This window comes from Enterococcus sp. 125944 (assembly GCF_051909435.1).
Lineage (GTDB): Bacteria > Bacillota > Bacilli > Lactobacillales > Enterococcaceae > Enterococcus_D > Enterococcus_D gallinarum.
In genome coordinates this window covers 67,578-81,311 of the sequence record NZ_JBQASY010000017.1, presented here as the reverse complement: position 1 = coordinate 81,311, position 13,734 = coordinate 67,578, and the positions used below count along the sequence as shown (strand labels likewise).

Below are 13,734 nucleotides of genomic sequence, written 5' to 3'. Positions count from 1 at the left end.
ATGCCACGATCATATAAGATTTCTTGAACTTCACGATAGCTAAGGTTATAACGAAGATAGTAGCCCACGGCTACAATAATCACATCCTGCTGAAATTGCTTTCCTTTAAAATGACTCATCGTCATTCCTCCTGCTATCTTTTTCTATTATTCTACCTTATCTGATAGTAGATTTAAAACTTTGCAACAGAACCTTTGCGCTAATTTTCTGGTGTAACAAATAATTGTCACGCCATGGTACACTTGATATAACGCCGATTATGCTATCTGTGTCACACCGGTGTGACAAACTAAAAAAGTGAGTGTGACAAATATCGTGATGAAAGCGTCGTCAAAAAGCGCTTGCGTGAATATATAATGATTTTGTCAGGAGGATAGTCAAATGAACAAACGAATTCGTGAAATACTCAAAATGATTATTAAAAACCCTGAAATGAAACTTTCCGCTTTGACAAGTGAACTCGATTTGACACGTCGTCAAATCAACTATGCCATCAACCAATTCAATGAAGACTTGGAGATGAAAAATATCCCAACGATCCAGCGTAGTCACTCCGGTGATATTACAGTACCGATTGAAGTGATCCAAATGATGTCCCAGTTGGATCAGGAAACGGTGGACGAACAAGCAACGTTGGCATTGACGGAGGGAGAACGTGGGGCGCTGATAGTGATGACTTTGATCACCAATATCGAATATGTTAGTCTGGATCATTTGTTGGATATAGTAGAAGTCAGCAAAACTACCATCATGGATGATATCAAACGAACCGACGCCCTACTAAGAAACTACAGTTTGACAATTCAATACGACCGGATTAACGGGTATCAATTGGCTGGATCGGAACACCGAATCTTGCAACTGTTATCTGATTTGGTGAAGCAGTGCCCGATTTTCCGTCGGGAAACCATCCGAGGCAAGTTGGTTCATGGCGTGACGGAAGAAGAAATTGTCCATCTGGTTCACAATATGGAACAAATGTTACACCTTAGTTATTCCGATGAGTCGGTGGATTACCTGCAAACGGCGGCCCGTTTTTTAGTCAGCCGGGGCATCAAAGTATCCACTAAACCGGATTTCTTTCCCGGTGAGGTCAGTAATACACCGGAATACCGGATGTTGACGATTTTAGTCGGCGAGACGGCTTGGAACTTATCCAAGAGTTACCTGGAATGGTTCACGCTCTTATTTTTGACTTCCAATATTTTTGAAAGTAAGACCACCCAGAACTACGATTCAGATCAAGATTTACGTAAATTGATCAGTCAAATGGTGGAAAATTTCCAAAACCAAACCTTGATTATGATCGATGATCGCGAAGACTTTGAACGTCGGATATTAAGTCATTTACGACCGGCCTGTTTCCGGATCCGCTTTAACTTGAGTTTGGGGGTCTATTCTGTCGATAGCCTGATCAAAGACAGCAACCATGCAATCTTGATCGACTTGATGAAAGAATTGATTATTCCCATCGAGAATTGGCTGAACAAAGCCTTTCCGAACGACGAATTGGATTTGTTGTCTTATTATTTCGGCTACCAGTTAAGCAGTCATAACAAGCTGAACAAACAGCGGCCACGAGCAGTGGTGGTTTGTACCAACGGCGTTATGGTTTCCAAGTTAGTACGGGCCAATATGGAAAAACTTTTTCCCGAAATTCATTTTTTGGCTTCCTTATCGGTGCGAGACTTTTACAAGTTTGAAGTCGATTACGACTTGGTTTTTACTACAACACCTTTAAACAGCGCCATGATGCAGTTCATTATTGATCCCATCATGACTTATCAGGAACAAATCAGTTTGCGCTACCGAGTCTTAAGTGACTTGGGCATCACTAAGGTGGATCGCGCGCTGGATGAATTGTTGAAAATCGTCAAAAAATATGCGACGGTCAACGATCAAGCGTCTCTGCGGGAAGAGTTGCAATACTTCTTGGTGAAACAAGATGAAAGTACTCCATTGGATAATTTCCAAGTCTTACCTTCTTTGACTCACTACCTGCGTCCAAATTATGTGCAAGTAATCGATCAGGAGATGACTTGGGAAGAGGCAGTCAGTCTGGCATGTCAACCATTATTGGATCATCAGATCATCGATTCACGCTTTATTAATGATTGCGTGAATCAAATCAAACAACCCGGTTACGCCGGTTATCTGGGGATGCGAACCTGCATCCCGCATACCACTGTTGATAAAGGGGTCATTAATGACGGTGTCAGCATTATGGTTTGTCAAAAACCGGTGATTTTTCCGAATGGGGAGGCCATCAGTTTGATTTTGCCATTATCCTTCTTTGATTTAACCAAGCATTTACGAGCTATCAATCAGATCGCCGATATCGCCAAAGATGATTCTTTGATTGATCAGTTGGTGGCTTCAGCAGATGAAAAAACCATCTATCAATTATTAAGACAAAGTTCTTAAGGAGGAAAAAATGAAATTAGCTGATTATCCAAGATTTACCGTAATTATGCGGGGCTACACGTTTGATCAAGCAGATGCGATTTTACAAGCAATGCAGGAATTTGATCATCAATTTGCAGTGGAAATGACCATGAATACTGAAGGAGCCATCGATCATATCCGTGAGTTGAATAAACGCTACGGGGATACGACCTACATCGGAGCCGGCACCGTTAGAACCTTAGAACAGGCAAAAGCTTGTTACGAAGCTGGTGCCAAATTCTTATTAGGCCCGCACATGTTTACTGAGGAAATGTTGGCCTACGCCAATGAAAAAGGTGTATTGGCAGTACCGGCTGCGATGACACCGTCAGAGGTCAATCAAATGTTTGCCCAAGGGGCGGACATCGTCAAAGTTTTTCCAGCAGCAGTAGTTACACCGAGATTTTTCAAAGATATCCAAGCGCCTCTTGGCAAATTGCCCTTGATGGGTGTCGGTGGCATCAGTAAAGAAAACGCCAAAGAATTTTTTGAAAACGGCGCCAGTTATTTAGGCCTGGGTTCCGGGATGTTCAATAAGCAGGATATCGAAGAATTGAATGTTAAGAATCTTGCCCAATCAATGAAAGAATTGCTGGCAGCGATTTAATATTATGGGCGATATACAGGTGAAATATGAACAAGGAGTGGAAAGTATGGAACTTTATCTGAATGAGGAACTTGTCTTCCGAAACGTCGAAGCTTCAACAGATAGTGAAGTTTTGGCCTATCTGGCAGGTGAACTTTATCAAAAAGGGTATGTCAAAGAGGAGTACATCCAAGCAATCCAAGATCGGGAAAAAGAATACCCAACGGGATTGCCATCAACGCCCCCGGGAATTGCTATTCCCCACGCAAATTATGAAATGGTCAATAAAACGACTTTGGCGATTGCCACGCTAAAAGAGCCGGTACTTTTCCATAATATGGAAGACAATAAAGCTCAATTACCAATTCAGATCGTGATTATGATGGCAATTGGTGAGCCCCATGGGCAAGTGGAAATGTTGCAAAAAATAGTCGGCATCATCCAAGATGAACCATTGCGTCAGGAAATGATTGACGCCCGCAATGATACAGAATTATTGGCTTTATTAAAGAAAGCCGTTTTTTAAAAAATAAAAAATCACGAGTGGAAAGCTCGCAATCGGAGGAAATTATCATGAAAAGAATTTTAGTCGCATGTGGAAACGGTATTGCAACATCAACAGTGGTAGCAACAAAGGTTAAAGAATACTTGCAAGAACACGGAGTTGAAGTGGCAACTACCCAAACCAAACTAATGGAAGTGCCCGGCAAAGTCGAAGGGTATGATTTGTTGGTGACAACCGGTCAATTCGATGGTCAAACCGGCAATGTGCCAGTGGTAAAAGGCATGCCTATCCTGACAGGAATCGGTGCTGACAAAACGATGGAAGAAATCTTGAACTTATTGAAATAATAGCGGATTAAAGGAGCTGAAAAAATGAAAATCATTATGAATGTCTTTAACTTCTTTATCGATGCTGGACCGACAGTTATGTTGCCAGTCATCATTACCATCATCGGGTTGATCTTTGGTTTAAAGATTACCCGTGCATTTAAATCAGGTTTGACGTTGGGTATTGGTTTTGCCGGAATCAAATTGATTTTGGACTTTATGACCACTAACGTCGGCCCGGCTGCGAAGGCTATGGTTGAACGGACCGGTGTTAAGCTGGATGCGTTGGATGTCGGTTGGGGTTCAATCGCCGCAGTTACGTGGGCATCACCCATCATTCCAATCCTGATTTTCGCCATCTTACTGGTTAATATCGTTTTATTGGTTTTGAAACGTACCCATACGTTGGACGTGGATATTTGGAATTACCACCACATGGCCATCGTTGGGGTGATGGTCTACTTTGTTACCAAAAATGTGTTTTTAGGTGTTGGTGCCTCTGTTGTGATGGCAATCGTTACCTTTAAAATCTCCGACTGGTCACAACCGATGGTGGAAAGCTTCTTTGGAATTCCGGGCGTTTCCTTGCCAACTGTGTCCGCCTTGTCTTCCTTAGTGATTGCTTGGCCGTTGAACTGGTTACTGGATCGTATTCCATTATTCCGCAAATCGAAATTCACGATCAAGGATGCACAAAAATATCTTGGGTTCTTCGGTGACTCAATGATCATGGGGCTGGTTATTGGGATGGTGATTGGTGCTTTGGCCGGTTACGATATCAAGGCCGTCTTGCAATTAGGTGTCAGCATGTCCGCCGTTTTGGTTTTGATTCCTAAAATGACCTCATTGTTCATGGAAGGTCTGATGCCAATTTCTGATGCAGCTCAAAAATGGTCCCAAGAAAAATTCAAAGGAACACGTTTATTTATCGGATTGGATGCAGCGGTTGTCGTTGGGAATCCAGATGTTATTACAACAGCATTGATCATTATTCCTTTAACAATCGCCATGGCCTTAGTCTTGCCAGGAAACCGCGTTTTACCATTTGCCGATTTGGCCGTTGTGCCTTTCCGGGTAGCGATGGTGGTTGCCTTGACTCGCGGGAATTTGTTGAAAAACATCGTGATCGGTTTAGTCATTACTGCTTCATTGCTATGGTGTGGTTCTGCAACATCCCCAATGTTGACAGCAATTGCTAAATCAGTGGGTATCGACTTGGGTACTTCATCAATGTTGATCTCATCATTTGCGGCAACTTCCATGATCCAAAGTTATTTGGTATTCATCGCCTTTGCCTACAAACCAATCATCGGGATTCCGGTCTTATTGTTGGTATTGGCAGGTGTATGGTACTACTTTGACGGTGTGAAAAAAGTGAACCGAGAAATGAATGAACCAGTAGAAGCACAATAATTGGAGGGTTTAAATTGAAAATTTCAGATATTACAGTATACAAAGTAAAACCAAGATGGATCTTCGTGAAGATTTCCACCGATGAAGGCATTGACGGCTGGGGGGAAATGATCTCCGGAACCAAGACTGAAACAGTTGTTGCGGGTGCTTATGAGATCGGTAATCGTTTGATTGGGCGTAATCCATTTGAAATTGAACGCTTATTCCAAGAAATGCATCGCTCCTTCTTCCGTGGTGGCCCCATCAATGGGACGATTGTTTCCGGATTGGAAATGGCGCTGTGGGATATCAAAGGAAAAGCCTTTAACGTCCCTGTCTATGAATTATTAGGCGGAGCCGCCCGGGATAACATTAAAGTTTATTCGTGGATTGGTGGCGACCGGCCAAGTGAAGTCGCTGAACAAGCGCAAGACCGTTTTGATCGTGGCTTTACTGCCGTTAAAATGAATGCTACCGAAGAATTGCACTATATCGACTCTTACAAAAAAGTGGATGAAGTTGTCGAACGGGTGGCATCCATTCGGGAACGTTTTGGTGACGCGATGGATATCGGTGTGGATTTCCACGGTCGGGTGCATAAACCAATGGCTAAAGTTCTAGCGAAGGCCCTGGAGCCATTCCACCCAATGTTTTTGGAAGAAGTTGTCTTGCCGGAAAATGAAGAGCATTACAAAGAAGTTGCCGATGCAGTTGCTGTCCCTTTAGCAACCGGCGAACGTTTGTACACTCGCTGGCAGTTTAAAAATATCTTCAAACAAGGCGCCATCGATATTATCCAACCAGACGTAGCCCTTTGCGGCGGAATTTTAGAAACCCGCAAAATTGCGGCTATGGCTGAAGCTCATGATATGGCCGTGGCACCACATGCACCATACGGACCAGTTGCATTAGCAGCTACCTTGCAAGTGGACTCATGTACACCAAATGTCTTTATCCAAGAACAAAGCTTGGGTATCCACTACAATAAAGGCTTTGATTTGTTGGATTTTGTCAAAAACAAAGAAGTTTTCCAATACAAAGACGGCTATGTTGACCTACCTTCTAAACCAGGCCTTGGTTTGGAAATGGATGAAGACCGCATTAAGGAAATTTCTCAAGAAGGTTTGGTTTGGACCAACCCACAATGGAAAAACTACGACGGCACCATCGCCGAGTGGTAAAAATAAGTAAAGGATGATAGAAAATGGCAGAAGCACTAGTGATTGCAGGCTTTTTAGGATTGTTGGTCGTCTTACAAGTAAAAGATCAAAAGAAAATTATCGTGGCGGCTCAAACCAGCTGGATTCGTATGGGTTTGAGTATCGCATTGACGGTAGCGATACTTGTAATCTTTTGGCCAAGTAATCTGGCGGATCAAATCAAACTGGGGGCTTTTGCCGCTATTATCCTGATCAATGGTTTCTTAAAAGAAGGCTTGTCACAAGAAGGAGTCGTTAAACTAGGTGTCTTGAACGGCGAGTTTGCCCGCTACCCCCAAATTCAAATTGAAGAATTAGCTGGTGGCAACTCTTTTGTTTCCTTCTACAAGAGTAAGAATAATTCTTTCTCCCTGGTCTTTGGCAAATCGCAAGCTGAGATGGTGGCGGCTTTACAACAATTGGCCACTGATTCAGAGCTGGTTCTGGGTGAAATGGCGGATGAGAAACGTCCGCTTGCAAAGGGGAGTGCCCGATGATTTACGTAGCACGTCATGGTCAGACCCAATATAATGTGGACGGCAAAATTTGCGGTCATGCGGATATTGAGCTGACGGAAGTCGGTTATGCTCAAGCAGAGGAATTGGCTCAATTGGTCAGCGACTTGGAGCAGCCAATCACTAAAATCTATGTCTCACCATTGAGGCGGGCCCAGGAAACGGCCCGAATCATTAATGAAAAAGTGTCGGTACCCATTGAGGTGGAACCGCGCCTAATTGAGATGGATTTTGGACAGTATGATGGCTTACCAATTGAAACACCGGAATTCCAAAAGGTTCGTGTGGAATTCTCGCTACCATTACCAGACGGCGAATCCATCATGGATGTTGCCGGTCGGGTGTATCCTTTGCTGGCAGAGTTGGAACAAAGTGACGAAGATGTTTTGTTGGTGTGTCACAATGCCTTGATTCGGGTGATTGACAATTATTTTCATGGGAAGACGATGATTGACTTCTTGAAATTCAATGTGGACAATACTCAGCTGTTGAGGTACGAAAGGAAACGATATTAATTAATGATATTTATATTAAAAAGGCAATCCATCTGAGGTGGATCGCCTTTTTTTATGAGGCTCAATTACTATTCATTTGGTTGGCTCCTAAGTTTCGGGTTCAACCAAATAAAATCAGTGATTCCATCATCGATTCTCTTTTGATAATCTTCTGTCGGTAAAGTATTTGTTATTACTGAGTGAGAATCAGCGAAATCAGCAATTTTGTAAAAGTGAGGCGAGTCAAATTTGTGTTCATCAACTAGTAAAATAGAATGTTTTGACCGTCTCATTATTTGTTGTTTGATTTTAGCTTGTCCCAAGCTAGCTTCATAAACCCCGTCTAGGTCGATTCCACGACAAGAAAAGAAAGAAAAATCATAGACAAATTGTTCTGTTAGAGAGTTTGGTGTTAGTATCAAATCTTAGACAACTGGAGCTGTTGAAGAAGATCTTTCAAGTTGAATTGATTTCGTAAGGCATCAATCAATAGAGTCTTTTCTTGATTTGATAGACGAAGTAGATTGATGCCTTTTCCTTTTTTTAGTAGTTCAGCTGCTCCTTCGAGTAATGCTTTCTCAAGCTGCAATTGGTGTACTTGTTCTTGTAACTCTTCTACTTCCTTTAAAAGTAATTCTTTTTGTTTTCCTTGATTTTTTGAAGTCATGGGCAGAGGGAAATCCTTTCCAAGATAAGTGGCCTTCCATTGATATAGAGCAACCCTACTGATTCCTTCAGCTTCAGCTAAGCCTTTTCTGTTGGTTTGAGGTTTATAGAACTTTTTCAACACGTCTTCTTTTTGATCTTTGGTTAACTTTACCGCACTTTTTCGAAGTTTTCTAGCACCTGGTGCGAGTTCTTCACACCATTGTCGTAAGGAGCCTTTATTTGGGTAACCAAGCATTCGAATGGTTCGTGCATAACATTGACCATATTCAAAATAATGATTCACAGCGACTCTTTTTTGTTCTTCAGAATACTTTGACTTCTTCCGGAGTTCCTGATGGAGCTCTCCAGATACCAAATATTCTTTATACCATTGACGTAGTGCTCCAACGGACGGATAACCTAATTTCCGAATGGTAGCGGCGTAGGAGCAATCATATTTTAAAAATAACTGAATTGCTTTTACACGTTCTTCGTGGGAAAACATACGGATATTCCTCCTAAGTTCATTTTTAGTCCAGGATTATGTCCGCACCCCCGACCACATCACACAAATAAGCAATGCAATTAATTTAGACAAGATTCCTGTAATGGGGTATACACCATGAGCGCCAATTGATCTGGTCTCTTTAGCAACCGGGGAAATGACAAAACGCTACGGGTTCGTATATACAGATATGGATAATGAAGGTAAGGGAACGAAGAAGAGAATCAAGAAAGCATCATTTGACTGGTATAAAAAGGTTATTGCAACTAATGGGGAAGATTTATCGTATTAATTCTTAAACATTTAGTAGAAACGGATTGCTCTTATTTTGTCAAACAGATAAGGGCAATCTGTTTCTCTTTGTATAGAGGATTTGAAGAGACAGACATTAAAAGAATTTCTTATTTGATAAAAAAATTGCTTACTGTATGAAATTGGTTTTATGATCCTATATTTTCAATATGTTTAGAAAACTTCAGGAACCATCTTGAAACGAGATGTGATATCCAAATGTAGAATAAAATGATAAATTACAGATACAGGGAAGCGCTCCCTAGAAAGGAGAAAAATCATGCATGAAATAAGCAAGCGTCAACATAAATTATTGAGATTGCTTTTGGAGCAAAAAGATTTTTTACCGGTAAATCATTTCTCCAAGATTTTATCTATCTCCGATCGTACATTGTATAAAGACATTGATGAACTGAATAAGGCATTAAAAAAAAGGAAAATTGAAATCTTGAAACGGCAAGGTAAAGGTATTTTTCTAAGTAAGTCTGATTTGTCAAATGATGAAATATTAAAAATTTTTGGTGAAGCTTCAACTCAAATAGACTTCAATCAGCTTCCACTCGAACGGCAAATCAAAATGGCGGAATATTTATTATTGAGAAACAAAAAGGTGTCTTACCAACTATTATCTGATGAGTTTCTCGTCAGCAGAACCTCGATCTCAAATGACTTAGATCAAATACAGACTGTTATTGAAGGAAGTTCGGTCACGATTCGTTCTGATAATAATGGAACAAAGGTAAACGGAAATGAGTCTGAGATACAAAAGGCAATTAAACAATATGCTTACTTTATCATTGATAAATCAGACTTAACCAATAGCTATAGAGTTCAATTTCCCAGCTTATTATTCAGTTTTTTACCTAAGGACATCATCAAAAAAGTTTCTGGACTTCTGCAAACAAATGATCACTTTAATATCGATAAATTGTCTGATGATCATTTTCAATCATTAGTATTGTCAATCAGTATATTTGTTCTTCGTTTGCAGGAAGGTTTTCATATTGAATATCAAGATAATTTTTTATTTGAAAATGTGGAGTCGCTTAAAACTTTCTTTTTAGCAAATGAATTAGTAGAGAATCTTGAACTGGATAACAGTATCAAGCTAGATTCAAACGATTTTGAATACTTCAATCGACAATTAGTGGCTCATGGCTTCGAACCACGTTTGAGAGATTTAGCAATTCAGAAGGAATACGATGCTGTGGTAAGAAAGATGATTCAGAAGATGAGTGATTCAATTCAGGTTGACTTAACCAGAGATGAAAAACTCTACATGAACATTCTTTATCACTTGGTGTCCATGATATATCGTTCTAAATTGAACGTTCCTGTCAGTAATCCGCTTTTGGAGGAAATAAAGCGAGAGTATTCTGTGTTATACAGTACAACTTGGCTAATATTGGCCGGGATTGAAAAGGAATTAGATATTCGCTTAACCGATGATGAGGTCGCGTTCATGATGATCCATTTTCAAGGGGCCATCGATCGGTTGTCGGCAAATCGTAAGATATTAATTGTTTGTCCTACTGGAATCGGAACATCAGAGCTGATTGCCAATCGTTTAAAAAGGGTATTCTCTCCACAGGATATAGTTGAAGTTGTCTCATTACGAACACTCTATAAAAGAGATTTGAATAAAATTGATTTGGTGATCTCTTCAGTACAATTAGAAAAAATTGATGTTCCTGTAACGTATGTTTCCCCGCTAATGAGTAAACAAGATCTAAAAAAAGTTTCCGCGACTTATCTAGATTTATTTTATGAGGAAGAAGTAAACGATCAACCGTTTGAGCACTTAGGAAAAATAATCGATTCAGATTTGATTTTTTTGAACGAAACAGTTGCTACTAAAGAACAATGCATCAAAAGGATCACTCAAAAGCTTTTGCAAAATGATTTCGTTACGGATTCGTTCGAACAGGCAATTTGGGATAGAGAGAAGCTAGGGGTGACAGATCTTCCAATTGGGGCGGCGATTCCACATCCTTCACCATCAACAGTTAAGGAAAGCAAATTAGTAATTATGACATTAGTAAAACCAATACGTTGGAATTTTCGAATGATCAACACTGTTTTAATGATCTGTGTTGCAGAAAAGGATTTAAAGCATATTAAAGGAATATTATCAGAAATCTATCGGATCGTTGAGACGAAGAAAAATATCGATCGTTTTATCTTTAGCAAAGATGAAGAAGAAATAGTGAAAGTATTAGGAGGTCAAACAATTGATTGATGAAGGTTTAATCGTTTTGGATTCGGCGTTAACAAATAAGAAATCCATCATTCATTATTTATCAGAAAAGGCAAAAGAGTTCGGCTATTTAAAAAATAGCGCAAATTATATTAAAGCTGTAAACAAAAGAGAAGAAGAATTTTCTACAGCGATCGGCTATGACGTAAGTATCCCTCATGGGAAATCAAAAGAAGTAATCAATCCTTTTATCTGTTTTCTTAGAACGAACCAACCAATTCAATGGGATACAAATGGTAATACAGTTGAATTGGTGTTTATGCTAGGAATACCAGAAGAGAATAAAACGACTTTTCATTTGAAAGTACTCGCTGAAATCAGCAAAAAGCTTTTAGATGAAGGTTTTAGAAATGATTTATTAACTGGGAGCAAAGAGTCAATTTTAGATTCACTATATCAAGTAGAAAAGAAAATAGGAGGAATTTAATATGAAAATCGTTGGAGTATCGGCATGTCCTACAGGAGTAGCCCACACATACATGGCTCAAGAAGCATTGGAAAAAGAAGGAAAAAAGAGAGGACATGAAATCAAAATTGAAACTCAAGGCAGCATCGGGATCGAGAATGAGGTTACTGAGGAAGAAGCTGAAGAAGCAGATGTAGTCATTTTGGCGGTATCTGTCTTTATTGAGAATGAAGAACGTTTTGAAGATAAATTAGTTTTAAATGCTGATGTCAATGATGCTATTTCGTATCCTGCGAAAGTACTGGATGCTGCTGAGAAGTTAGTAAATGGGTAAAAATAAAGGAGGATAAAATGAATATCAAAGCTACTTTAAAGGAAGTTCAAAAATCATTTTTAAGTGGGGTTTCTTTCATGATGCCTGCAGTAGTTGCTGGTGGTATCATGTTGGCCATCTCACTTGCTACTGGAGAAAAAAGCGATACAGGAGTTGTTGTTACTAACGAATTAATGCAGAACATTAACCTTTTAGGTAAAGCAGCTTTTGCAATGATGATTCCTATTTTGGGCGGCTATATCGCATATTCAATTGCGGGTAAGCCTGGTTTGGCGCCAGGGATGATTCTAGGGTTCCTTGCTAATAATCCTGTTACTGTAAATGATGTGGAAGTAAAGTCAGGATTTTTAGGGGCGATGCTTCTAGGTGTTGCTGCAGGATATTTGGTCAAATGGATGAAAAAATGGAAAGTTAGCAAAACGATTAAAACCATTTTACCGATTCTGATCATACCAACCATTTCGGTTTTTATTCTAGGTTTGATTTACATCTATGTTGTTGCCACACCATTGGCATTTTTGATGAACGGATTAACTAGTATCATGAGCAGTCTAAACGGTAGCAGTGCCATTTTATTGGCAGTATTTATTGGATTGTTCGGAGAAGTCGACATGGGAGGACCAATCACCAAATCAGTTTCGATGTTTACACTTGCACTTATGAATGAAGGTATTTATGAACCGAACGGTATGTTTAGAATCGCCGTGGCTATTCCACCTATTGGGATCTTTTTAGCGACATTATTCTTTAAAAAGAAATTTACTGAAGGTGATCGGGATGCGGCGGTTGCTGCTGGAATCATGGGATGTATTGGAATTACTGAAGGAGCCATTCCCTTCGTAGTTAGTGATATGAAACGAATCTTGCCTTCAACAATGATTGGGACAGCGGTAGGATGTGTAATTGGAGCGATTGGGAATGTGAAATGCTATGTTCCTCATGGTGGATTTGTTGTATTACCGGTTGTTGACAATAAACTATGGTTTATTGCTGCAATTATAATTGGATCATTAGTGACAGCGTTGATACTTGGCTTTTTAAAGCCGGCTTTAGAAGAAACACCAGCAAAAAAGAAAAATAAGAGTCAAGTGGCGGATTTAACAAAGGAGAAAGCCTAATGAAACTAGAAATGAACGATTTCATCGAAAAGAATAAAGTAATTGCAATTTGTCGAGGAACTTATGGGGAAAAGCTTATTAACTTGGTGTCCGCGCTAAACGATGGTGGAGTAAAGCTTGTAGAAGTTACTTTTGATCAAGGAGATCCTGAATGTTTGACTAAGACTCCAAAGGCCATCGCCTCGCTGGTTAAGGAGTTTGGAAATGAAGTTAAAATTGGAGCGGGTACTGTTCTGTCCATTGAACAAGTTGAAGCCGCTCACCAAGCAGGAGCAGAATATATTATCTCGCCTAATACGAATTCAAGTGTTATCAAACGAACAAAAGAATTAGATATGGTCTCGATGCCTGGGGCGCTAACACCAAGCGAGATAATCTCAGCGAATGAAGCGGGTGCAGATTTTGTCAAGGTGTTCCCTGTTAGAGCTTTGGGGATAGGATATATCAAGGACATTCTTGGGCCAATCAATCATATTAAACTAGTCGCAACAGCAGGAGTCACACCTGATAACTTGCAAGACTATCTTGATCTAGGTTTCAGCGGTGCTGGGATTAGCGGCTATTTAACGGATAAACGTTTGATTGATACAGGTGATTTTGCGACGATTACCAAACATGCCTTGGAAATGATGAGCATTGTAAGAGAAAATAATGTCTCAAACTAGCCCTATTGACAAAGGGGATAGTGTCTTTAAAAAATGAACGCTGAAAGA

14 protein-coding genes and 3 pseudogenes are annotated in these 13,734 nt (G+C 40.1%); 14 read left to right on the top strand and 3 right to left on the bottom strand.

All coding sequences use genetic code 11. The annotated features are described in order from the left end of the window. A pseudogene (locus tag ACTFWY_RS14060) lies at nt 1–119 on the bottom strand (IS6 family transposase); the annotation flags it as partial. A gap of 262 nt (nt 120–381) precedes the next feature. Between ACTFWY_RS14060 and ACTFWY_RS14055 the strand changes: the two are divergent. From ACTFWY_RS14055 to ACTFWY_RS14020, 8 genes are read left to right on the top strand one after another with little or no spacing between them, the layout of a single operon-like run. Next, entirely contained in the window at nt 382–2,424 is a 2,043-nt protein-coding gene (locus ACTFWY_RS14055) for a BglG family transcription antiterminator (RefSeq protein ID WP_002362826.1), read from the top strand. A gap of 10 nt (nt 2,425–2,434) precedes the next feature. After that, nucleotides 2,435–3,052, top strand: a complete 618-nt coding sequence (locus ACTFWY_RS14050) for a bifunctional 4-hydroxy-2-oxoglutarate aldolase/2-dehydro-3-deoxy-phosphogluconate aldolase (RefSeq protein WP_002362827.1) — start codon at nt 2,435–2,437, stop codon at nt 3,050–3,052. Between the two features lie 46 nt (nt 3,053–3,098). Then, a complete protein-coding gene (locus ACTFWY_RS14045) occupies nt 3,099–3,557 on the top strand; it encodes a PTS sugar transporter subunit IIA (protein ID WP_005469866.1) in 459 nt (152 codons plus the stop codon). Between the two features lie 47 nt (nt 3,558–3,604). Next, nucleotides 3,605–3,883, top strand: a complete 279-nt coding sequence (locus tag ACTFWY_RS14040; protein WP_002362830.1) for a PTS sugar transporter subunit IIB — start codon at nt 3,605–3,607, stop codon at nt 3,881–3,883. Between the two features lie 24 nt (nt 3,884–3,907). Then, nucleotides 3,908–5,275, top strand: a complete 1,368-nt coding sequence (locus ACTFWY_RS14035) for a PTS galactitol transporter subunit IIC (RefSeq protein WP_002388305.1) — start codon at nt 3,908–3,910, stop codon at nt 5,273–5,275. 14 nt (nt 5,276–5,289) lie between these two features. Next, nucleotides 5,290–6,435, top strand: a complete 1,146-nt coding sequence (gene dgoD / locus ACTFWY_RS14030) for a galactonate dehydratase (RefSeq protein ID WP_002362832.1) — start codon at nt 5,290–5,292, stop codon at nt 6,433–6,435. Nucleotides 6,436–6,458: 23 nt separating this feature from the next. After that, a complete protein-coding gene (locus tag ACTFWY_RS14025; RefSeq protein WP_002362833.1) occupies nt 6,459–6,950 on the top strand; it encodes a hypothetical protein in 492 nt (163 codons plus the stop codon). After that, nucleotides 6,947–7,483 carry a histidine phosphatase family protein gene (locus ACTFWY_RS14020; protein WP_002362834.1) on the top strand — a complete coding sequence of 179 codons (537 nt, stop codon included), beginning with the start codon at nt 6,947–6,949 and terminating at the stop codon, nt 7,481–7,483. Before ACTFWY_RS14025 ends, ACTFWY_RS14020 begins: the two co-directional genes overlap by 4 nt. A 68-nt stretch (nt 7,484–7,551) precedes the next feature. Here the strand turns inward: ACTFWY_RS14020 and ACTFWY_RS14015 are convergent, their stop codons facing one another. Together ACTFWY_RS14015 and ACTFWY_RS14010 are read right to left on the bottom strand one after the other, a co-directional pair. Then, nucleotides 7,552–7,884, bottom strand: coding sequence for a DeoR/GlpR transcriptional regulator (locus ACTFWY_RS14015; protein WP_002362835.1), 333 nt, complete (start codon nt 7,882–7,884; stop codon nt 7,552–7,554). Nucleotides 7,885–7,886: 2 nt separating this feature from the next. Beyond that, nucleotides 7,887–8,615 (bottom strand): annotated as a pseudogene (locus tag ACTFWY_RS14010) (transposase); the annotation flags it as partial. 103 nt (nt 8,616–8,718) lie between these two features. On the opposite strand from ACTFWY_RS14010, the pseudogene ACTFWY_RS14005 reads away from it, so the two are divergent. From ACTFWY_RS14005 to ACTFWY_RS13980, 6 genes and pseudogenes are all read left to right on the top strand, one after another. Beyond that, nucleotides 8,719–8,907, top strand: a pseudogene (locus ACTFWY_RS14005) (family 1 glycosylhydrolase); the annotation flags it as partial. A gap of 279 nt (nt 8,908–9,186) precedes the next feature. Then, complete coding sequence (locus ACTFWY_RS14000) at nt 9,187–11,145, top strand: BglG family transcription antiterminator (RefSeq protein ID WP_002362841.1); 1,959 nt, start codon at nt 9,187–9,189, stop codon at nt 11,143–11,145. Then, nucleotides 11,138–11,590, top strand: a complete 453-nt coding sequence (locus ACTFWY_RS13995) for a PTS sugar transporter subunit IIA (protein ID WP_002362842.1) — start codon at nt 11,138–11,140, stop codon at nt 11,588–11,590. Before ACTFWY_RS14000 ends, ACTFWY_RS13995 begins: the two co-directional genes overlap by 8 nt. Nucleotide 11,591: 1 nt before the next feature. Then, on the top strand, nt 11,592–11,903 hold the full coding sequence (locus ACTFWY_RS13990; RefSeq protein WP_002362843.1) for a PTS fructose transporter subunit IIB: 312 nt from the start codon (nt 11,592–11,594) through the stop codon (nt 11,901–11,903). A gap of 17 nt (nt 11,904–11,920) precedes the next feature. After that, nucleotides 11,921–13,021 (top strand): PTS fructose transporter subunit IIC, encoded by a 1,101-nt coding sequence (locus tag ACTFWY_RS13985; protein ID WP_002362844.1) that lies wholly within the window; start codon nt 11,921–11,923, stop codon nt 13,019–13,021. Continuing rightward, nucleotides 13,021–13,686, top strand: a complete 666-nt coding sequence (locus ACTFWY_RS13980) for a bifunctional 4-hydroxy-2-oxoglutarate aldolase/2-dehydro-3-deoxy-phosphogluconate aldolase (protein ID WP_002388302.1) — start codon at nt 13,021–13,023, stop codon at nt 13,684–13,686. The genes ACTFWY_RS13985 and ACTFWY_RS13980 overlap by 1 nt, the downstream gene beginning before the upstream one ends. Nucleotides 13,687–13,734: the final 48 nt, after the last annotated feature.